The organism is [Clostridium] citroniae WAL-17108, from assembly GCF_000233455.1.
Classification (GTDB): domain Bacteria; phylum Bacillota; class Clostridia; order Lachnospirales; family Lachnospiraceae; genus Enterocloster; species Enterocloster citroniae.
Map to the genome: position 1 here is coordinate 111,891 of NZ_JH376421.1, position 21,863 is coordinate 133,753.

20 protein-coding genes are annotated in these 21,863 nt (G+C 51.4%); 5 read left to right on the forward strand and 15 right to left on the reverse strand.

Annotated elements, in window-relative coordinates; genetic code table 11:
* Window positions 1-21: 21 nt before the first annotated feature.
* Entirely contained in the window at window positions 22-639 is a 618-nt protein-coding gene (locus tag HMPREF9469_RS10530; protein WP_007861771.1) for an ECF transporter S component, read from the forward strand.
* A 39-nt stretch (window positions 640-678) separates the two neighbouring features.
* A complete protein-coding gene (locus HMPREF9469_RS10535; protein ID WP_007861773.1) occupies window positions 679-1,470 on the forward strand; it encodes a creatininase family protein in 792 nt (263 codons plus the stop codon).
* A 4-nt stretch (window positions 1,471-1,474) separates the two neighbouring features.
* Here HMPREF9469_RS10535 and HMPREF9469_RS10540 read toward each other — a convergent pair whose 3' ends face one another.
* From HMPREF9469_RS10540 to HMPREF9469_RS10570, 7 genes are all read right to left on the reverse strand, one after another.
* Window positions 1,475-3,268, reverse strand: coding sequence for an L-fucose isomerase (locus HMPREF9469_RS10540; RefSeq protein ID WP_007861775.1), 1,794 nt, complete (start codon window positions 3,266-3,268; stop codon window positions 1,475-1,477).
* 13 nt (window positions 3,269-3,281) lie between these two features.
* Window positions 3,282-3,740 carry a NanQ anomerase/TabA/YiaL family protein gene (locus tag HMPREF9469_RS10545; RefSeq protein WP_007861777.1) on the reverse strand — a complete coding sequence of 153 codons (459 nt, stop codon included), beginning with the start codon at window positions 3,738-3,740 and terminating at the stop codon, window positions 3,282-3,284.
* A gap of 1 nt (window position 3,741) precedes the next feature.
* Window positions 3,742-6,834, reverse strand: coding sequence for a glycosyl hydrolase (locus HMPREF9469_RS10550; protein ID WP_007861779.1), 3,093 nt, complete (start codon window positions 6,832-6,834; stop codon window positions 3,742-3,744).
* A gap of 43 nt (window positions 6,835-6,877) precedes the next feature.
* Complete coding sequence (locus tag HMPREF9469_RS10555) at window positions 6,878-8,164, reverse strand: TRAP transporter large permease (RefSeq protein WP_007861782.1); 1,287 nt, start codon at window positions 8,162-8,164, stop codon at window positions 6,878-6,880.
* A gap of 1 nt (window position 8,165) precedes the next feature.
* Window positions 8,166-8,663, reverse strand: coding sequence for a TRAP transporter small permease (locus tag HMPREF9469_RS10560; protein WP_007861784.1), 498 nt, complete (start codon window positions 8,661-8,663; stop codon window positions 8,166-8,168).
* Window positions 8,664-8,746: 83 nt separating this feature from the next.
* Window positions 8,747-9,850 (reverse strand): sialic acid TRAP transporter substrate-binding protein SiaP, encoded by a 1,104-nt coding sequence (locus HMPREF9469_RS10565; RefSeq protein WP_007861786.1) that lies wholly within the window; start codon window positions 9,848-9,850, stop codon window positions 8,747-8,749.
* A gap of 39 nt (window positions 9,851-9,889) precedes the next feature.
* A complete protein-coding gene (locus tag HMPREF9469_RS10570; RefSeq protein ID WP_007861788.1) occupies window positions 9,890-10,810 on the reverse strand; it encodes a dihydrodipicolinate synthase family protein in 921 nt (306 codons plus the stop codon).
* Between the two features lie 166 nt (window positions 10,811-10,976).
* Here HMPREF9469_RS10570 and HMPREF9469_RS30645 point away from each other — a divergent pair, with 166 nt between their 5' ends.
* Complete coding sequence (locus HMPREF9469_RS30645; protein WP_007861790.1) at window positions 10,977-11,903, forward strand: helix-turn-helix domain-containing protein; 927 nt, start codon at window positions 10,977-10,979, stop codon at window positions 11,901-11,903.
* Window positions 11,904-12,085: 182 nt separating this feature from the next.
* Here the strand turns inward: HMPREF9469_RS30645 and HMPREF9469_RS10580 are convergent, their stop codons facing one another.
* The gene (locus tag HMPREF9469_RS10580) at window positions 12,086-13,696 is read right to left on the reverse strand and encodes a mannitol dehydrogenase family protein (RefSeq protein ID WP_007861792.1); all 1,611 of its coding nucleotides are present in this window, start codon (window positions 13,694-13,696) and stop codon (window positions 12,086-12,088) included.
* Between the two features lie 260 nt (window positions 13,697-13,956).
* On the opposite strand from HMPREF9469_RS10580, the gene HMPREF9469_RS10585 reads away from it, so the two are divergent.
* Together HMPREF9469_RS10585 and HMPREF9469_RS10590 are read left to right on the forward strand one after the other, a co-directional pair.
* Entirely contained in the window at window positions 13,957-14,979 is a 1,023-nt protein-coding gene (locus HMPREF9469_RS10585; protein WP_007861793.1) for a zinc-binding alcohol dehydrogenase family protein, read from the forward strand.
* A 48-nt stretch (window positions 14,980-15,027) separates the two neighbouring features.
* The gene (locus HMPREF9469_RS10590) at window positions 15,028-15,702 is read left to right on the forward strand and encodes a GntR family transcriptional regulator (protein WP_007861794.1); all 675 of its coding nucleotides are present in this window, start codon (window positions 15,028-15,030) and stop codon (window positions 15,700-15,702) included.
* A 33-nt stretch (window positions 15,703-15,735) separates the two neighbouring features.
* Here HMPREF9469_RS10590 and HMPREF9469_RS10595 read toward each other — a convergent pair whose 3' ends face one another.
* From HMPREF9469_RS10595 to HMPREF9469_RS10625, 7 genes are all read right to left on the reverse strand, one after another.
* Window positions 15,736-16,068, reverse strand: coding sequence for a CGGC domain-containing protein (locus tag HMPREF9469_RS10595; protein WP_007861796.1), 333 nt, complete (start codon window positions 16,066-16,068; stop codon window positions 15,736-15,738).
* Window positions 16,065-16,823: a hypothetical protein gene (locus HMPREF9469_RS10600; protein ID WP_007861798.1), complete on the reverse strand. Its 759-nt coding sequence runs from the start codon at window positions 16,821-16,823 to the stop codon at window positions 16,065-16,067. Before HMPREF9469_RS10600 ends, HMPREF9469_RS10595 begins: the two co-directional genes overlap by 4 nt.
* Before the next feature lie 100 nt (window positions 16,824-16,923).
* Window positions 16,924-17,946 carry a zinc-binding alcohol dehydrogenase family protein gene (locus HMPREF9469_RS10605; RefSeq protein WP_007861800.1) on the reverse strand — a complete coding sequence of 341 codons (1,023 nt, stop codon included), beginning with the start codon at window positions 17,944-17,946 and terminating at the stop codon, window positions 16,924-16,926.
* Window positions 17,947-17,974: 28 nt separating this feature from the next.
* Window positions 17,975-18,868 carry an SDR family NAD(P)-dependent oxidoreductase gene (locus HMPREF9469_RS10610; protein WP_007861801.1) on the reverse strand — a complete coding sequence of 298 codons (894 nt, stop codon included), beginning with the start codon at window positions 18,866-18,868 and terminating at the stop codon, window positions 17,975-17,977.
* 28 nt (window positions 18,869-18,896) lie between these two features.
* A complete protein-coding gene (locus HMPREF9469_RS10615) occupies window positions 18,897-20,168 on the reverse strand; it encodes a TRAP transporter large permease (RefSeq protein WP_007861803.1) in 1,272 nt (423 codons plus the stop codon).
* Between the two features lie 3 nt (window positions 20,169-20,171).
* A complete protein-coding gene (locus tag HMPREF9469_RS10620; protein ID WP_007861805.1) occupies window positions 20,172-20,651 on the reverse strand; it encodes a TRAP transporter small permease in 480 nt (159 codons plus the stop codon).
* A gap of 88 nt (window positions 20,652-20,739) precedes the next feature.
* Window positions 20,740-21,831 (reverse strand): TRAP transporter substrate-binding protein, encoded by a 1,092-nt coding sequence (locus HMPREF9469_RS10625; RefSeq protein ID WP_007861807.1) that lies wholly within the window; start codon window positions 21,829-21,831, stop codon window positions 20,740-20,742.
* Between the last annotated feature and the right edge of the window lie 32 nt (window positions 21,832-21,863).

The following is a 21,863-nucleotide window of genomic DNA, read 5'->3' on the forward strand; positions in this document are numbered from 1 at the left end:
TGAATTTAAGGAGGTTATGTTATGAAATCAAAGTGGAGTATTCAGAAACTGATCTACACCGGCATGCTGGCAGCCATAGCAGGCGCCCTCATGTCCCTGGAATTTTCCGTTCCCCTGATGCCGCCTTTTTACAAGGTGGATTTCAGCGATGTCCCATCCATCATGGCCCTGTTCATGTTCGGCCCTGCTTCCGCCGCCTGGGTGGAGATCATCAAGATCCTTATTAAGCTTATAACCGTGGGAACAAATTCCATGTACGTTGGCGAACTGTCCAACCTGATCGGAGTGGCCCTGTTTGTCCTTCCATTATGGGCGGTATATAACAAGATGGGCAAAAGCCGCAAAGCTGCCGTCACAGGACTGGCTGCCAGTATTGTTGTGAGGACCGCCTTTGCCTGTTTCTGCAACGCATTCATCACCCTGCCCCTGTACGCAAAGGCAATGGGTGTATCCCTTGACAGCGTGGTTTCCATGGTGGCTTCCGTAAACCCGGCCATCACCAACCTGACCACCTTCATTGTCATGGCCACCATCCCCTTTAATATCCTGAAGCTGGGGTTAAATTATTTTGTGGGATATCTGCTGTATAACCGTCTGAAGGCCGTCTATCCGGCCCTGAAACCGGCGAACCAGCACTAGAGCGAATGGGAATGGATGTTCAGGAGGATGTTGCAGAATATGATTAGAAATTACAGTGAACTTACAAGACTTGAGATGGAACAAATTGACAGGGAGGAGACCATTGTCCTCATCCCCCTGGGCGCCCTGGAACAGCACGGGAACCAGGCTCCCCTGGGCACGGATGACATCATTGCCCAGGCAATGACGGAGTATCTGAAAAAGGCGTTGGAAGCCCAGGACCCGGACTTCCCCATGCTCATATTCCCGGTCATCCCCGTGGGGCTCAGCACTGAGCACAGGAATTTCTGCGGTTCCGTCACCTTAAAGCCGGATACCTACTACCACATGCTGTATGACATATGCGCCAGCCTGGCCCACCATGGCTTCAAAAAACTGGCCCTCCTTGTCTGCCATGGAGGAAATGCCCCCATTGCACAGGTTCTGAGCCGCGAGCTGAGAAGTGAACTGGGGATCTCCCCCTTTATCCTGTCCTCCGGCGCCTTCAGCCATCCTGACGTAAAGGCCACCGTTTCGGAAGGAAATATATGGGATTTCCATGGCGGCGAGATGGAGACTTCCATGGTCATGGCCGTGGACCCGTCCCTTGTAAAGCTTGAGACCTCAGAACCAGGCATTCCGGCAGCCTTTAAAGACAATCAGTCCCTGCAGCCCTATGGCCCCGTATCCATCGGCTGGGTATCGGAGGACTGGAAAACAGCGGAGGGAAAACCCATCGGCATTGGGGGCGATCCCTCCGGTGCCACAGCTGAAAAAGGAAGGATCATCCTGCAGACCAGCGCCAATGTTCTGGTGCCCGGCCTGCTGGAGATCCGAAACTGGAAAAACTGATCTGTTATTTGTATAATGGCCCGTAAGCGGCGCAGGCCCTGAAATCCTGCCCCTCTTTATCCATCCCGTATGCGTTCCAGCATGCGGGACGGAATATGGTTTCCTCCGGCACATTGTGCATGCATACAGGAATGCGCAGCATGGAGCAGAGGGAAATGACGTCCGCTCCCACATGGCCATAGCTGATGGCGCCATGGTTGGCTCCCCAGTTATTCATCACATCATAGGCGCTTTTAAAGACGCCCGCCGGTGTTGTCCTGGGTGCAAACCAGGTACAGGGCCAGGTGTAATCCGTCCGTTTCCATATCACATCCGAAACCTCTTTTGGAAGCTCCACGCTCCATCCTTCTGCAATCTGTACCACCGGACCGATCCCTTTTATTATGTTCAGCCGGATCATGGTCATAGGCATCTCGCATTTAGTCTCAAAGCGTGAAGAATAGCCTCCTCCCCGGAAGTATCCCAGATCCGCCTCACACCAGGTTGTGGCCTTCAGGCAGGCATCCACGTCCTCCTTTGACATTTCCCAGAAAGGTTTGATCACCGGTTTTCCCGATCCATCCCTTGCCTCTGCGCATGCATCCAGACAGCAGGCCCCGGAATTGATCAGATGGATGAAACCGTCAGCCTCCTTTGCATGTCCTTCCAGTTCATATCCCGTAACCCGTCTGACCCCATCCCCCGACCAGCAGGTGCGCACATCGGCAAACATCTGGGCGCGGTTTGTCAGAAGTTTTAAGAACAGCATACTGGCCCCGTTTAACGTATCATTTTCTGTGGCCAGGATATACGGTTCACGGGCTCCGTTCCAGTCAAAGGAGGAGTTGAGGATCGCTTCCGGGAAATCCGTATTGGGAAGATAATCCGTCCACTGCCTCTGCCCCTGAAAACCGGCTGCCAGTGCATTGTGGCCCAGCATCTCCTCTGAACAGCCCTGTGCAAGTCTTTTGTTTCCGTTCATCAGATCCTTGATCACCAGGGCGCATTTCACTGTAAATTCCCAGTTTTTCTCCTTCTGCTCCCTGGTATGCCTTGCATGTTCCGGATTCTTGTCAAACCCTTCCGGGCACTTTTCCTTGGTCCATGCCAGGGCCTTCTCATATTCCTTCTGATCGTAGATCTCCAGTTCGATCCGGCGCAGCACCTCTACCTCATCCACGGATTCCACCCTCATACCCAGATATTCCTCAAAAAAGTCAGGGTCAATGGCGGAACCGGAAATACCCATGCAGGCAGCGCCGATCTGCAGGTAGGATTTTCCTCTCATGGTGGCTGCGGCCACTGCGGCACGTCCGAAACGCAGAAGCTTCTCCTGCACGTCCCTTGGGATCTCTGTGTCATCCGCATCCTGTACATCCTTCCCATAGATTCCAAAAGCGGGCAGCCCCTTTCTCCCGTATCCGGCCAGCACAGAGGCCAGATAAACGGCCCCGGGGCGCTCTGTGGCATTCAGGCCCCACACACCTTTGATCGTCATGGGGTCCATATCCATGGTCTCGGACCCGTAACACCAGCAGGGGGTTACGGAAAGGGTAATATCCACCCCTTCCTTTTTGAACTTCTCCGCACATGCAGCGCTCTCCGCCACACGTCCAATGGTCTGGTCCGCAGTGATCACTCTCACCGGACTGCCGTCCGTATATTTTAAATTCGTTTCCAGCAGCTGCTTTGCCGCCTGGGCCATTGCCATGGTCTGTCCCTCAAGGGAGCCCCTCACATCCAGAATCCCCTTTCTGGCATCTATGATGGGACGGATGCCGATCACCGGGTAATCTCCTATCAATCTCTTTTCCGACATTACATATCCTCCTTTAGATCATTTTAATTTTAAATACCACCTTTACCACATCACAGCTGTTCAGATACGTTATGCAGGGCATATGGGCGTCCTGGGGTTCGTAGTATCCGAACATTCCGCTTTTTAAGACATCCGCACCGCTGTCCCTTCTGGGTTCATAAAAGAGGATGTCTTCCTCCGGAGTACGGTCCTCCGCAAGCACCAGCTCCTCCACACGGTCCGTATAGATCATCTCTTCCCCTTTGTGGATATACTGCAGGTCCGCGTATTTTTTATGTGATTCCATGCGTGAAGAATCCTTGTCCCTGGTATGGTACTTCTGGACAAGGGCAATGAGTGTGTCCTCCCTCAGCACATACCGTCCTTCCTCCAACTCCTGCATATCCAGCGCTTTGATAAACTCCTCAATTTCCTTTTGGTATTTTTCAAGCTGCGGATAGCTTCCCAGGTTTTCAATCTTATCAGTCACCATCTTACACCTCATATAATGTTATTTGTTCCATCAGCCCGTAGGGTTCCAGCACATAGCCGCTGCAGTGGTACATTCCTTCTGTCCGGAAATCCTTCCAGCTGATCCTGGTGCAGCCGGTGTATGCCTGATGGAAAGGACCAAACATGTTTCTGGGGCTTCCCACCACCTCAATATCCAGATGGTTTTCCTTTTCCTCCAGATGATCCGTGATATCCAGATCCCTGTAGCACTTGCCCATGAGATATCCTGCCTTTTTACCGTTTACCAGTATTCCTGCCAGTGTTCCCCTGTATTGGCCCAGATGGAGTATGATCCGTTTGCTGTCTTTCATTTTCCCCGGCAGGTCAAAATGGTAGACCATGCTGCCTGCATAATGGTAATATCCCTGGAAACACCAGTCTCCAAAATGGATCCGTTCCGGTTCTGCGGTAATGGCTCTCTGTGGATTCACACCAAAATCACCTATGATATAGCTGTCCTCCAGTTCCACCTTCCGGCTGTATTTCCCGGTTATCTCAAGGATGTTTTTTCCGGTTTTTAATCCATTCAGCCGAATCTTTTTCATATCACGGTCCATAAAATATCCGTCTGCCAATTCACATCCCATACCGTTGCAGGTTACCAAATAGCCCTCCGGCTTTTCGATCACCCCATAACATACCGTTTCCGGCAGGGCTTCCACTGAAAACTCAAACCGCAGGGCAAATGCAGTACCGTCCGTTTTGCAGGGATCATTGATCCACATGTATCTTTGGGGCGCTCCGTTGTAATATACCTGCTGCATGTTAAGCTGTTCCCTGATCCGGCGCTGGGCCTGCCACACCTCCATTTCATCCGACCACTCTCCATGGTCCAGGCAATAGCGGCAACGGTCCAGGGTCAGTACATTGGGAGCGGTCCGGGAAAACGCCGCCTCCGGCCCCAGTGCGGCAAAAACAGGATCCGTATAATGGGGATGGCGGTATGGAAATGCCTGTTTCCCCTCTTTGGGCGCTTCTTTGGTATGGATCAGATAGATCCTGCTCAAGGCGGGGCGGAATGTATCCACAAACGCCATGCCGGCGCCGGATCGTTCCACCTCTTTTTCCCACTTTTCCCCGGTCCATAAATCTAACACTTCCACTTTGCCCCGGACTGATAAGGAAAACGTGACGGGATGTTCCCCCTCCCGGTCATGATTGACCGCAAACACCAGGTATCCGTCCTCTGTTTTCCTCAGCATGGTAAGGATCTGCGTATCCTCCCCGCCCTCCTTTTTTTCCACCCGCACTTCCCTGGGCTGTACCTGTTCCAGTACTCCTAACAGTTCTTCAAAGGATGTGCACCTGAAAATGGGCGCGTTTCCAAATACATGTTCCGCCAGACAGCCGGGCCTTCCCTCAATCATGCGCGGAAATGCTCCCACCCAGATGAGACGGCCTCCCGCCTTTACAAATTCTTCCAAAAGATCCACTGTGGTCTTAAACAGGGACAAAACCCCGGGCACCACCACTGTGTCATACCTGCGGATGCCCACCCGCAGCATTTTGTTGTCAACCGATGCATTTTCCCCCAGGATGATCTCATCTCCAAAATCAAAATCCCAATGGGCTCCCAACAGCATGTTTGCCAGCCGGTTATACTCCTCGCCCAAGCGGTTCAGATCCGTAATATGGCTGTCCAGCCATCCCATATTCATCTCTATGTGGTCCAGATCCTCCTCCGGGCTGCTTTTACACATGGTCCACAGCGAGGTAATGGGATGAAGTACCAAAACATGCCTTACCACCTCCCCCGTGGTGACACATGCGGACAGGCGGGCAAAATATGTTTCCATCAGATGGTTGTACTCCCACCAGGTTGTCTGGTAGTTAAACACAGGAGGATAATCCCTTTTCCTGCATCCTGTGATGGAATACTGGGCCAGATGCTGGCACCTTCTGGTCACTCCCATTACAAACTGCCAGTCTCCCAGCCACTTCTGACCCTCGAAGGTGAACTCCCACCCCGTACAGCCATAAGTCTCTGAGAGAACCATGGAGCGTCCATATTGGTTCGCCACACTGGTGCACTGCTTTACGGTGAGATACTCCCGGGTCTGTTCCCCCAGGATATCGATCCCCGGGCAATGCATGAACCGGTACAACGGCATGGCCGCGCCGCAGACCCGGATGTTATAGCCCAGATCATTTTCATACAGCACATGCCCTGTCATGGACAGGCTGTTTTCATCGCACCACTGATACAGCTGCTTCATGTAACTCTCGGAGAAAAGCTCCGTGACCGTGCGCCAGTAATCGTGGCGGATCCTGCTGCTCTCCTTGCCTTCTATAAACAGATAGGGCAGATATTCCATGGGGCTGTAACCCCTTTTTTCCTCAAATACCCGTGGGAAATCTTCCGTCCACACAAGCCAGGGCCGTCCCTTTGTAAATACACTGAAAAAATCACAGCAGTTGGGCTCGTCTGTGAAAAAACCTTTGATCCGTTTTCCAAATTCTGCTCCAAACCGCTGCTTATACCGGCCGTGGGTCATTTGCATAAATTCACTCACCGCCTGGGGGTTCAGGTTATCCGTGGGGGCGTATCCGTTGTACCATTCGCTGGCGCCGGAACGCTCCATCCTCAGGACCAGGACCATCCCCTCCACCACGTTGTCATAGATTCCCAGGATCTTCCCGTCCACAGCTGCTTCTTCCCCGGAAAGCCCCAGGCTTCCGGCCTCTTTACAGGGCAGGATCTCCGGGGGCAGGATCTCCAGGGTAAGCCCCTTGGCGGCGTATTGGTCCGGATTCCTGTGGCTGACCATTCCCCCGGCAGAACCGGAGGGCCACTTATCCTCATCATAGATCCAGACCTCCAGATCCTCCTCCGATGCCTTGTCCACGCACAGTGCCAGCGCGTCCATCCATTCCCCGGAGAGATATGGGGTCTCCAGCCCCTCTCTGGAATGGACAAAGAAACCGCCCATTCCTTCTTTCTTCATCTCACCGATCTGAAACTCCAGATTCTCCCGGTCAAGGAAGGCGTTCCACCCCCAAAAGGGGGCGCTCCTGAACTCTTTGTCCGGATGTTCCCATTGAGCCAGGAGCGTATGTAAGTCTGCTATTTTCATCTGCGTTATGCCTCCCCGGCTTCATCTCCAAACAGCCGTTCGTCTACATAAATGTATTTGGAATAAACAGTATGATATCGGGTACATAGGTCACAAGGAACAGCAATCCGATCATAATCAGCACCATGGGCAGGATCTCCCTTATGACACCCACGATCTTTGTTTTTCCCAGTCCTGACACGATAAAAAGCAGCATGCCAAAGGGCGGGGTGGAAAGCCCGATCATCATATTCAGGCAGATCACAACGCCAAAGTGGACCAGGTCAATCCCAAACGCCTTGACCAGCGGAAGCACCATGGGGACAAATACCAGCTGGATCGTACTCACATCCAGCACACAGCCCAGGAGCAAAAAGACAATGTTGACCACAAACAGGAAAATGTATTTGTTGTCCGTGATCCCTGTAACAACCGTTGCCACAGCTGCCGGAACCTGCTCCAGTGAAATGATATAGGAGAACAGCATGGAGGTTCCGCACAAAAGCGCCAGGGTAGCTGTATTGGCTGCGGATTTCCTCACAATACCGACCAGTTTCTTAAGACCAAGGGTGCGGTAAATCAGCAGGGAGATAAGAAGGGCGTAGGCGGAGGCGATGGCGCCGGCTTCCGTGGGTGTGCACACGCCTGTATAGATACCGCCCAAAAGGAGTACAACTGTAAACAGGGCCGGAAACGCAATAATGGTGGCTTTCCCAAACTGGCGCAGGGTCATCACCACACCGGCAGGATAGTTGCGCTTGTGTGAAATGTATGCCACATAGATCATCAGTAAAACTGCCAGCAGTACCCCCGGAACCATGCCTCCCATAAAAAGCTTGCCCACCGATGCCCCGGACAGCATGGCGTAGATGACCATGGGAATGGACGGCGGGAAAATGGGTCCGATGGTGGCGGACGCCGCGGTAATGGCGCAGCTGAACTCCGGGTCATACCCCTCTTTTTTCATCTGCTCGATCTCCATCAGGCCGATGCCGGAAGCATCCGCTATGGCCGATCCTGTCATTCCCGAGAAGATAAGGGAGATAAATACGTTGACCTGGGCCGTACCGCCCTTCAGGCGCCCCAGCAGGCCGTTGCAGAATGAAAACAGTTTGTCGGTGACCTCCCCCTCGTTAAGCACATTGGCCATAAAGATAAACAGGGGAGCCGCCAGCATGGTATAATTGGAAAACATATTTCCGGTTATGACGGTAAATACCTGCCCAACCTTATCAGGCGCTGCAAGCAGATAATAGGTAATTGACGCTGCAAGCATGGAAAATGATACCGGCATACGGATAATGAAACAAATTGCAAGTACAACAAATAACATGATAATAGGAATATTCATTTTATGCCGCCCCTTCCTTGATCTGCTTATAATCCTTTACGGTTTTTACGATATTGATGACAGTGCGCACGATCACCTCTGCCAGCATGTACACAAAGGGAGCGAATACTACCGTGTAGGGCAGTTTAAGCACTCCTGTCACCATCTGCCTGCCCAGCAGGGCCTGTACGCACGGGACAAAACAAAACAGCAGAAGGGCCAGCAGGAAAATGTTATAGACCATTTTGCACATGAATTGCCCAAAGGGCTTTAATGTATCGTAGACCAGTCCAAACACTACGTGTTCGTCCGCTTCAATTGCCTTACCCACGCCGAAAAACATGGTCCACATATATCCCAGAACGGATACCTCATAGCTCCAGGTCACCGCGCTTCTGAAAAAATACCTGGAACAGATGGAGATCATAAATGTGATGAATATCATTATAAACGATATGCTGGGCACAACGATCCCCATGAAATCCACCACGGCTTTTCCCGCCTTTTTCAAGTTATCCAAAATAAATCCTCCTTTCACAAACAGGGAATAGGTATGGCCTACTCCCTGCCTATCAGCACATGGTCAGAAATCAGCACAGCTTCCTAGTTGGCCATTGCCTGGATCCTGTCATACAGATCCATATCCCATGTTTCCGTCTGTTCCGGATGGTTTGTATAGTAAGCCTGAACCTTTTCCTTAAACTCCACCAGGTCAGGGTATGTGATGGTACAGCCCTTTTCCTCAAGGAAGGCAATGTCCTTTTCCTCCTCCTCAATCCTGGCATCATCATTTACGCTTCTTGCGTATTCCATGGCCTCTGTCACCGCTGCCTTCTGTGCATCGGTCATGCTGTTCCAGGTATCCGTATTGATACAGGGAAGAATGGAATCGATCACATGATTGGTGATGGCTATATAGGGCGCCACCTCATAGAACGCGGCGCTGACATCCGTGGGAAGGGGATTCTCCTGGGCATCCACTGCGCCTGTCTGCAGCGCGGTATACAGTTCGGAAAAGGAAAGAGGGGTGGGGTTGGCTCCCAGGGCCTCGCCCAGGTTCAGCCAAGTCTCGGAGTTGGGCATCCTGAGCAGTATCCCGCTCATATCCTCGTAGGTGTTGATCTCTTTATTTCTTGTATTCACCACACGGCTTCCCAGATAAAAAGCGGACATTGGGATACAGTTGATCTGGCTCTGGATGTTTCCAAAGATCTCCTCCCCAAGCTCTCCGTTCAGCGTATTGGTCATATGGTCATAGGAGCTCCAGAAATACCCTGACGCCACCATGGAGCACCATTCCAGTCCCGACTGTGTGGCCAGTGTGGGGAAGGATATGTAGGCCAGATCCGCATCCCCGGACAGCAGGGCATCAAATTCATTCTCAGATGAGAACAGAGTACCGTCTGAGTATGTTTTACAGGTGACGGAGCCTCCGGACAGTTCCTTTACCTTTTCTGCAAATGCCGTCATGGCAATGGTATGGGAATCGCCTGTCACGGACACTGAGGTAAAGATCAGATCCACGGACGGATCCGCCGAGGCGTCCGCCGTCCCCTGGGAACCGGCTTGTCCCTCTGATTCCTTTGACGCATCAGCCGCCGGTGCCTGGGCCGGTGCTGTCTCTTTTCCTGAACTGCCTGAGCAGCCTGTTAAAGCGCCTGCTGCCAGTGATGCTGAAAGTACCATTGCTATCAATCTCTTCTTCATAAATGTAATCCTCCTATACATTTCCATTGTTAACGTGACTTATACTCCAAAAAACCTGTTCCTGTACACCTGTGTAATGGCATGAAACTGTTCAATCTCCATCCTCTTGCTCTCTGTCAGAAGGGATGCATCCTTTGATCGGGTCACCAGGCTCATATCCACGCCCTCCAGCTGCATGTGATACTTACAGTTGACAGGGTAAACCTGGCACTCCACCATGGAGGCGGCTCCCAGGAAATCCATGAGCTCCTTTGCCCGCTCCGGTTCCTTATGGTAATTGCTGCACATCCATGCATACAGATCCCCATGGAAGTTGGCCATGACTCCAGAATATCCTGCGCACCCCATTTTCAGGCTTTCCAACAGGGTTGCCGCATTGGCGTTAAAGATCTTAAGAGCGGTTCCCTTTACTGCCTCACACTTTGCCTTCAGCTGTTTCAGGTCACAGCATGTATCCTTTAAGAACGCAAATTTTCCTGTCTGAGCGCACCACCTTAATAATTCAGGGGAGAGCAGGCGCTTATAGGGGGCCGGGCATTCGTAAACCCCAAAGCTGTCAGCCTCAACATGGTCCAGCAGATATTCAATGTTCTTTTTTGCTATGTCCTCACTCTCCCCCTCCTTTGCAAACTGGTTTGAGATAAACACATAAGACTCCGCCCCCGCATCAATGATCGCCTGGGCTTCCCGAACCTGATCCTCCATCTTTTCAGCCACATGTCCGGAGGCAATGACACCCATATGCTTTGGTGTATTACGGATCACAAACCTTGCCAGCTCTAACCGCTCCTCCTTATCCAGGAAAAACATCTCGCTGGACTGGCAAACCGCGAAAATTCCTGTTACATTCATCCTCTCATACCACTGGATGATCCTCAGGACCGCATCATAATCAACCTTGTTGTCGGCAGTGAAAGGCGTGATCATGACCGGCCATACGCCACTTGCTATTTCTTTCATCTCATTCCTCCATTTTGATTTTTTATGTCAGACATAGTATAATGTTTTTAGGTTTGAATTGCATCCAATATAATATCTAGTACTATTTCATACTTTTTGTGAACTGGATCAAATTCTTATTGTGTTTTCAGAAATAGTCTCACTAAAGCAAAGGAGGGTCCCAACAATGCCTGAAATTTTTGATGATTACTGCTGGCAGAAGCATAAGCAGGTCATAACACGGGAAAAGCATCATATTCCAGGCCTGGCGAACTTTGCCCACTGGCGTATGAATTCATCCATCCCCCCAAGCCCCACCCATTACCACTCGGATATATGGGAAATCCACTGTATGATCAAAGGAAAGAGGATTTCCTTTTTAGAACAGATGGATGGACGTGTCTCCTACACCATCACCGGAAACGAAGCCTTTATCACCTTCCCCTATGAACTCCATGGGAACGGCAACCTGCCCCAGATGCCCTGTGAGTTCTACGCGTTCCAGATCGATATGAAGGAGCGCAATAACCTTCTCTGTCTGAACAAGGAGTACAGCAACGCTCTCTGTGACTATCTGCTTTCCATCAAGCACCGCCATCTGCAGATGTCAACCACCGAAATCCAGCTCATACGCATGGCCTTCAACTTATTTTCCAGTGAAAATATACAGGATGTGAGAAACGGGGTTTTATTTTTAAGCTGTTTCCTCTCCAATCTGTGCTATATGCTTCCAGTGGAAAAAGGAGCGATCCATCCCTTTAACCCTAACATCCAGCAATCCATTGATTACATCCGGGAAAACATCAGCAGGTCCCTGTCCCTTCAGGAACTGGCTGAAGCCTCAGGCTATTCCCTGTCCAGGTTTAAGACAAAATTTAAGGAGGAGGTGGGCATCACCCCCAATGAATATATCCTGCTCCAGAAAATGGAACAGGCCAAGCACATGCTGGAAACCAGCGATATCCAGATCACAAAGCTGGCTTACGAACTGGGCTTTTCCTCCAGCAATTATTTTTCCTCAGTTTTCAAAAAGCTGTTAAACTGTAATCCAATGGAATATAGAAAGAATTTTAACTCTTATCTGCAAAACTATGCCTCCAAACATACACTGTAAAACGTGGTATGGAAAGTGCAGCAATAATATAAAAGGAAGAAACGGCAAAAAAACGGCCCGGCAGAACGCCCGGACCGCAGAATGCAGACAAACTAATTTTTGTTTTAGGGTTCGAGGGGAAAGCCCCTCGGACTGATTTCCTTATGGTGTATGCCTATAATATTTCCCTATGGTATCTGAAACTATCCAACATACTTCTTAAGTGTGGCTCTCACAGCCCCCGGGCCTGCAATCTCCTCCTGGAACATTGCCTCCACCGTCTCGCCGATGCCGGCCTCATAAAGGTCGATTCCAAAGATATTGGCATTGGAAAGGATGGGCTTTAACTGTCCCGTGTAGGACTCAGGCGTTCCAACCTGGATTCCCTTTAACGCAGCTGTCAGCTCAGGCACCATGGGATCGGCTGAAAGCTCAAATGCATTGCCCTCATCATCCACTGCCAGCAGATACCTGCACCAGCCCGCAAGGGCCAGGGGAATGGCCTTCAGCTTCTTTGCATCGCCATACTTTTCAACATAAGCCTTGATGGTCTCGCCATAGCGGATCCCAACCTTTTGTGAGGTGTCGGTGGCGATCCTCTGTGGCGTATCAGGCATAAAGGGGTTGGGGATCCTCACATTGATGACTTCATTTACAAAGTCTTCAGGGGACAGGATGCCGGGGTCTGTCACAACAGGCATTCCCTCCACCGGACCGATCTCATGGACCAGCCTGTTCAGCTGCTCATCCTTCATCTCATCCGCGATCAAGGTATATCCCAGCACGCAGCCGTATACGGCCAGAGCTGTGTGAAGAGGGTTCAGGCAGGTGGTTACCTTCATCCGCTCCACCTTGTTGACCGTATCCCTGTCAGTCATATATACGCCGGCCTTTTCCAGGGCAGGCCTGCCATTGGGGAACTTGTCCTCGATCACCAGGTACTGAGGTCCCTCTGCGTTTACAAATGGAGCAATATAAGTCTTCTTGGAGGTGATGACCGGGGCCATATCCTCCACACCGGCCTTCTCCAACTCAGCGCATACGGAATCCGCGGGGCGTGGGGTGATCTTATCGATCATGGACCAGGGGAAGGAAACCTGGTTCTCATCAGAGAGATAGGCAATGAATCCGTCCTCCACATATCCCTTCTGGTTCCATTCCTTTGCCATGGTAAGGATGGAGCTTTGAAGCTTCTCACCATTGTGGGAGCAGTTATCCATGGATACCACTGCCAGCGGAGCCTTGCATGCCTTATATCTCTCATATAAGAGAGCGCATACAACTGCCATGGCAGATACAGCCTTGTCCGGACCATTGTCAATGTCCGCCTGTATAAATGGGAAATAAGTTCCGTCCGATCCCTTCAGGGCATAGCCCTTTTCCGTTATGGTAAAGGAGATCATCTGAAGCACCGGATTGATAAAAATCTCCTTTAAACGGTCCCACTCCTCTTTCACCCCTGACTGGGCCTTCAGGGCCTCGGTAAGAGATCCGATGACCTTCTTGTCCGTGGAACCGTCAGCCTTTAAGGTAACTGCCAGCACCAGGTTGTCGTAGGGCTTATATATCTGATCAATCACATCAAAATCAAAGGTTTCCACGCAGGTGATGCCCTTGCTGCTCTCCCCGCTCTCGATCAGCCTGTCCGCCAGTCCGCCGATAAATATACGGAAAATGTTCCCTGCTCCAAAGTGCACCCACACAGGCGCCTGCTTTGTCTCTTCCGCCACTGCACGGGTATCGTATTTAGGAAGTCCGATACCGGCTGCTTCCCACAAACTCTTGTCTTTTAATCCTTCCAATGTTAGTTTCATCTGATTACCCTTTCCTTTTGAAATAAGAATATTGATAGATTACAAATAAAGCAAGTCTCACTAGTATGGTAGTATATGGAAGCTTTATTTTCAATATGTAATTTTTCACAATATTTATTATGTATTTTTATGAAAAACGCTCACATTTTTCCATTTTATTTTCCGCCATTGACAATTCCGTCAAGGGGTATTAGTATACTTGTATGGTAGTTGATGTGATACAATAACACAGAAAATCAATGAATTAAAGGAGAATGATTATGAAAGCCGTACAGATTGTGAAACCCAATGAATTAAAGCTGATCGACATTGAAAAGCCCGTGATCACAGAAAAGGACAATGTTCTTGTTAAGATGACCGCTGCAGGGATCTGCGGTTCCGATGTGGGTATTTATCACGGGACCAACGCGGCAGCCACTTACCCCAGGATCATTGGTCATGAGATGGTGGGCAGGGTCGAGGAAGCGGGCCCTGGCGTAGCCAACCTGAAAGTAGGCGACAGGGTTATCATCAATCAGGTCACCAGCTGCGGGCACTGCTACCCCTGTAAGATCGGCAGAGGAAATGTATGTGACAGCCTGGCTGTACGGGGCGTGCATATTGACGGCGGTTACAGGGAATATATTGCTGTTCCGGAATCAGACTGTTATATCCTTCCTGAATCCCTGTCCGACCAGGATGCTGTCATGATCGAGCCCACCACCATCGGTATCCAGTCCTGCACCAGAGCGGATCTTGAAAAGGACGACCTGCTGCTGATCTATGGTTCCGGCGCCCTGGGCAGCTCTATCTTAAAGATCGCACGCCTTCTCTGCGACCACATCATTGTTGCCGATGTGGTGGATGATAAGCTGGAAGCGGCAAAGGCCAACGGAGCTACCCACACCATCAACGTGCTGAAGGAAAACCTGATCGAAAAAGTAAAGGAATACACCTATGGCCACGGCGCCACTGTATCCATCGATGCGGTGTGCAACAAGGATTCCCTGATCAATCTGCTCCAGGCCACAGGCAATGCGGGCCGCGTTATGACCATGGGCTTTTCCACTGCTCCCACAGAGATCAACCAGTTCCTGATCACCTCCAAAGAGCTGGACGTTAGGGGCTCCAGGCTTCAGAACAAAATGTTCGGCAAAGCCATTGAGCTGGTAAATGAGGGCAAGCTGGACCTTACAAACTCCATCTCCCACACCTTCCCCCTGACCAAAGCCCAGGAAGCGTTTGACTTTGTGGACAGCCACGACCCATCCATCCGCAAGATCGTACTGACCTTTGATTTTTAAAATAATGGAAATGAACCAGAATATGTAATAGATCAGCGAGGATATGATATGGAACTATTAGACAGGCAGCCATCTGAAAACGCGCGCTCCTATGCGCTGCGTGTTCTTCTGTACAACATCATCACCCTTGAACTGGCGCCGGGCAGCGCTGTCAGCGAAAACGAGCTCTCCCTTTTGTTAAAGCTTTCCCGCACTCCGGTGCGGGAGGCCCTTATTGAGCTGAGTAAAATGGGCCTGGTGGACATACAGCCCCAGCGCGGCAGCTACATTGCCAAAATTGACTACGAACTCATTGAGGAGTCCCGTTTCATGCGCCTGGTGTTGGAGAACGCGGTGTTAAAGCTTGTGTGCGAAGGCATTTCCCAGGAATATGAGACATTGCTGAAAGCAAACTTGGAGGATGAGATACGGTATCTGAACGCAGCCGACTATACCCGGCTGTTTGAACTGGACACGGACTTTCACAGGCTGTTATTCCTGTCCGTGGGCAAGGGACGCACCTACGAGGTCATCCATTCCCAGATGGTGCATTTTGACCGGCTCAGGGCCTTGTCCCTGAAATCCCTTAAGCCGGATAAGATCGTGGAGGACCATGAAAATATCCTGTATGCCATTGGCCGCCGCGACAGCGAACTGGCCGAAATGCTCATGACCCGGCACCTTACAAGGCACCGGGTGGAAAAATCAGAACTGGTGAAGCGTTATCCCGGCTACTTTGCGTGAACCGGAACGTTGCCGCGATCCATATTCGGGATCTCAGTGTGTGAAATCCAGATACTTTACCGTATCCGGCAGATCCATCTGTATGACTTCCTTCATTCTTTTTGCAAAGGGACACGGATATCCAATGGGTGTCCCTTTTTGTATGCAGGATGCAAATACAATGGTATCCGCTCCCCGCTTCACAAGCTCCCGCGCCCTGAGCACGGCCTTTTTCCCCGGACATCCGCCGCAATTGATAAAACCAATGACCTCAATCTCCTCGTCAATTCCCTCAAACGCCCCCTTTTTCTCCCGTATCATCCTGAAATCCGTGGTTCCCGGGCAGTAATCCTCGGTCTGCATACATCTTATGATCCCCGCTTTCATTCCCTTTTCTCCCCCTTACGCGTTTTAGATAACCTTCCCCTTGATGCCCTTTTCTCTTGGATTTTGGCCAGCTTTGCAAGGATCCTGGTCGTATCAGCCACATCCAGGTCCCCTGTTTTAAGGAGCTCCGTGTTTTTCAGATACTCCATAAACTGCTTCTGGGTAAAGACAGAATCAGAAGGGCCGTACAAAAGGTTCACACGTGGATTGGTAAACACGGTTACAATGTTCAGATCCCCGTTGATCCCCTCCTCATCCATGGCAGCGCGCACCAGGTCATACTGCTCCTGGCAGAACACCCGCGGATTGGTGAACATCAGGTCCTTTCCGTTCATATGCTGGTTCCAGGGTTTGGATCCCTCCCCAGGGGTAATGGTGCCTCCGAATCCCACGCAGTGGATGCCCGTCACACCGTGAGGCGCCACCAGGAGAGCCACCAGAAGGGCCGTCTTTCCCTGGTATTCCACCATACCTGGCGCCACAACACTCATACCGTTCTTGCCTGCAAACTTCAAAAGCTGGGAAACAAATATGGTGAGGTCGCCTTGGGTGCCATTCTTCTGTTTTGGCTCCCGGCCCCTGCTTTTCTCCGCAGTCCGCCCCTCTTCCCCCTGCTTTTCCTTCTTCTTGTTAATGCCCAATAACAGCTCCGACATACTCTTTCCTGTCCGTGACTGTATCCTTGGCAGCACGACCAAAAACAGGGCCGCTATTACTGCGATCAATACAATCTGCCCTGTGGAACTATCCTGCATGGTATTACTCCTCTCTCAAAACTTATTTATCAGCCAGTATCTGTTTATTATACCATGTCAGCGGGCAACCAGCAATGTTGGTTTTTAGGTCGTTCCAACCTCAGTCAAATGTGAGGACCACCTTGCCCGCACCGCTGCCCTTATCAGCCAGCACGGCAAATGCCTCCTCGTATTTTTCAGCCGGGAACACATGGGTTATAAGCCGGTCCATCCGGTCCAGGCGGTTTGGAAGCTGTTCCAGCGTTTCCGGGAATTTTTCCATCTGGTGCCTGGTCCCCAGGATGGTGAGTTCCTTTGCATTGACCGCCTTAAAGTCGATTGCAATGGGTATCTGGCCAAATGTCATGGCCACCAGGCGGCCGGCCGGTGACAGGATCTTTACGGCGTGTTCCAGAAGAGCCGGGATCCCCGCTGCCTCAAACACCACATTGACCCCCTCTCCCTTTGTCACCTCCATGATCAGTGCGTCCAGATCCTCCTTCATGGGATTGACCATGTGATCCGCCCCAAACCCGGCTGCCATGGCAAGCCTGTTTTCATTTGGCTCGGATACGATCACCACCGCTCCCCGGCTCTTAGCCACATCCGCTACGATCAGGCCGATAGGCCCTGCCCCGTGGACCAGGACCACGTCCCCGGGCCTGACATTGCCGCGCCAATTGGCCTGGGATCCAATGGTGTAGGGTTCACACAGGGCTGCCTGGACATAACTCATTTTACGTTTATCATATTGGTACACCTGGGACCGCTTTACCACTGCATACTCCCTGAATGTCCCGTCCACAATACATCCCAGAACCTTAAGGTCCCTGCACACATTGTGGTGGCCGCTGCGGCAGGCATAACATTTTCCGCAGTATGTAATGGGCTCAAATACCACCCCATCTCCCACCTTAATATCCTTCACCGCCGTTCCGGCCGCCTCCACTTCTCCGGCCGCCTCATGCCCGATCACCCTTGGGTATACCGCATAAGGATTGCTTCCATGGGCCACATGCACATCGGACCCGCAGATCCCCGCGGCACGGATCCGCACCAGGACCTGGTCCGGTTCGGTGATAACAGGCTTCTCTATGTCCAGCATCTCCATGTGGTTTGGTCCAATTACCGTAATTGCTTTCATTTTTCCGTCCTTTCCATCCATTCTGTCCTTAAATACCGGGGCAGGACAGGAATCCTCCGTCCACTGCGATCACCTGCCCCGTAATGTAGCCCGACATATCAGGATCTGCAAAAAACCGCAGCGCTCCCACCAGTTCCCTGGAATCCCCCAGCCTGCCCATGGGCGTGCGGTGGATCACATTGTAGTAGCGCTGGGTGTAGGTTCCGTCAGGATTCACGTACATGTCATGGTTTAAAGGTGTGAGGAAGTATCCGGGAGCAACTGCATTGACCCTTACCTTACCGAATTCATTGGACAGGTAATTGGACAGCCACCGGGTGAACATATCCACGGCAGCCTTGCTGGACGCATAGGCAGGCACCATGCTGAGGGCGTCATAGGCCGCCATGGAGGTGATGTTGATAATGGAATTTCCCTCCACTCCTACAAGGTCCACTGCAAATACCTGGCTGGCGATCACAGTCCCCAGCCAATTCACATTCATGACCCCCATCATCTTTTCAGCGTCAATGTTAAACAGGGTACGGCTCTTTCCCAGCAGTTCCCGGGCAGCTCCCCTGCTGTCCGGGCTGTCCGGATCAGCCTTTGATACCTGCGTATCCATCTCCTCCCCCTGCCTGTATGCTTCCACAGTCGTCTTGGCAAGGGGGTCCTGGATTCCGGCGCAGTTGATCAGCACATTGCACTTTCCCAGTTTTTCCCTCACCTCCCGGCGGGCCTGTTCCATGGAATTTTTGTCCACCACATTACAGCGGACCGCAGCCGCAGTCCCGCCCTGTTCCCTGATTTTTGCCGCCACCCTTTGGGCAGCCTCCATATCATAATCCAGCACAGCGATCAGCTTACCGTCTTTGGCAAGCTCCACGGCAAACACACTGCCAAGGCCGCCGCCTGCGCCGGTTATAACAACAACCTGTCCCATTTTCCTCATCCTCCAACTACTTATAGTGTTAATTTAAAATGCTTGGTATCCACAGGGTAAGCTGGGGTACAAATGATACCAGCATCAGTACAAAAAGGCTCGTGGCCAGGAATGGAATCGTGGCCCTGAAAGCCTTAAAAGCAGAAATTTTTCCTATTTGGGCGCCTGTGCACACGCACATGCCCACCGGCGGTGTTGTCAGCCCCAGCATCAGGTTCAGGATCGCCATCAGCGCAAAGTGGACCGGATCCATCCCCACCGCGGTTGCCACTGGAAGCAGTACCGGAAAGGTGATCAGGATCGCCGCAAGGCTTTCCATGAACATACCCACAAACAGCAGCACCACATTGATGAGAAGGATCACCACAATGCGGTTATCCGTGATGCTGAGTATGCTGTTGGCCACCATCTGCGGAATGCGTTCCGCTGTCAGGATATAGGCAAATACATTGGCCAGGCCAATGAGCACGATAATGCTGGCGCAGGCCCTTATATTTTCCCACACAATCCTGGGCACATCCGTGATCTTGATCTCCTTATATACAAAGACTCCTACGATCAGTGCGTATACGCAGGTGACAATGGATGCCTCCGTGGGTGTAAACACACCGGAAAGGATCCCCCCAAGAAGGATGACCGGCATCAACATGGCCCAAATCGCGTCCTTGGTCGTCTGAGCACGCACCTTCCAGTCAGCCCTCTCATGCCTTGGATAATCGCGCTTTACGGAAATGATATAGGTGGGTACACAGAGGGCCAGGCCCAGCAGTATTCCCGGAATGATACCTGCCTGGAACATTTTCCCCACGGAAATACTTACGCAGGAACCAGCTATGACCATGGGCACGCTGGGCGGGATAATGGGACCCACCACCGAAGATGCCGCGGTCACCGCCACGGAAAAATCATCATCATAACCATCCTCCACCATGGCCGGGATCAACATGCTTCCCAGACTGCACACATCGGCAATGGCGGTGCCGGAAATGCCGGCAAACACCATGCTTGCCACAATGTTTACCAGTGCAAGGCTTCCGCGGAAATGCCCCAGGAAGGAGTTACAGAAATTCAGGATGCGCTTTGTGATCCCTCCGCCGTTCATCAATGCGCCTGCCAGCATAAATCCCGGAATGCAGAGCAGGGTAAAGGAGTCCATGCCGGCATAAAACTTCTGGGCGATGACGGTCAGCGGTATTCCGTTTGCAAACAGATAAAACAGGGATGAAAACCCCAGTGAAAATGCAATGGGCACTCCCAATATCAGCAGTACAAGAAATATGATAAACATCATTGCAACCATATTTTATTCTTCCCCCTTTCCCATTTCCAGGATCTCCCTGATGATTCCGGAGACACAGTATACGGATGTCAGGGCGAATATCCCTACCGGAACCAGGTAGAAGATGCCCATGTTGATCCTCAGTGAAGTGGATACGGTCCTGAGACCTGTTTTCCAGAATATATGGGCCTGTTTTGTGCCTGCCACACCCACAACGCATATGAACACATAATCCAAAATGTTTATGATATGCCTGAACGGGCCATGCATATTGTTTGTCACAATATCGATAACCGCGTACTCGCTGTATTTGATGGCCATGGGCGCACCGAACATAATTGTGTACATAAAAAATAACCTTGTCATTTCGTCTGTCCAGGGAGCCGAGATCCCCGGTGTATACCGTGTGATGACCTGGACCAGAACGCAGATACTTACCAGGCCAAAGGAGAGGGCCGTAAGGTAGTGGAATATCTCATCCAGTATGTCAGTAATTTTCTTCATCGCTATCCCCCGACTGAAATCAAATTTATTAGCTGCGCTTTTATAAAACGCCGCCTGCTGCCCGCAAGCGGCGTCTAAAACCATCCTGTTATTTTGCATTGGCCTCGGACATTTCACAGATCTTCTGATACATATCCCAGAGTTCTGCCCCCTGGTCCTCCAGATAGGACTGGATCACCGGGCTCATGGCTTCCCTGACGGCCTCCCGGTCCACCTCTGTGTTAATTATCATGCCTGCGTCTATACACTTCTGGCGGTAATCATCCTTGTGCTCATAGTAGTAATCATTGGTCCACTGCTGCATTTCCCGGGATGTCTCTTCCAGCCAGCCCTTCATCTCATCATCCAGCCCATTGTAAAGGTCGGCCGAGATCAGATTGAGGATCGTTGAATATACATGGTTTGTCTCATTCACATACGTTTGTACTTCATAAAAGCTGTTGTCATAGATCATGTCATAAGGATTCTCCTGCATCTCCACAACCCCCTGGCTCAATGCGTTAAAGGTCTCTCCCAGGGCAATGGATGAGCACACAGCGCCTGCACTGTTCCACATATTGGTGTGCAGCGTGTTGCCGGACATACGCATCTTTCGTCCGCTCAGGTCAGCGGGGGTGTTGATCGGCACATTGGAAGTCAGCTGGCGGGCGCCGCGCAGCTGATACCACAGCACATGAAAGCCCGCTGTCTCAAAGTCGTTTTTGATGGAAGTTCCGATCTCACTCTCAACCATGTTCTGTACATCTTCCTCCGAGTTGTAAGCCCAGGGCGCTTCCAAAAGAGTGGCGCTGGGCGCATATCCGTTAAAGGATCCTCCGGACATGGTCATATCCGTTGTGCCCACCAGCATACCTGCCAGGGAATCCGCCTCTGAACCGGATGAACTGGAGGGATAGATTTCTACCACAAAGCGTCCGCCTGACTTTTCCTCCAGACGCTTCTTAAACTCGGTCGCCGCCTGCCCCCACGGATGGTCCAGGGATACGGTCAGATCATACTTCAGCTTTACGGTCTCCCCTGCGGCAGCCGCTTCCTTGCTGCCGGCAGCCGCTGCCTGAGTGTCCTTGCCCCCTGCCTCTGCCGCCTGGGTGGCAGGCGTGGCGCCCGAACCCGAACCGCATCCAAAGAGCATACTTGCACTTAATACCACGGAAATAATGACTGCTAATCTTTTTTTCATTCAATGATCCTCCTGTATTTATGTTTGTTTTT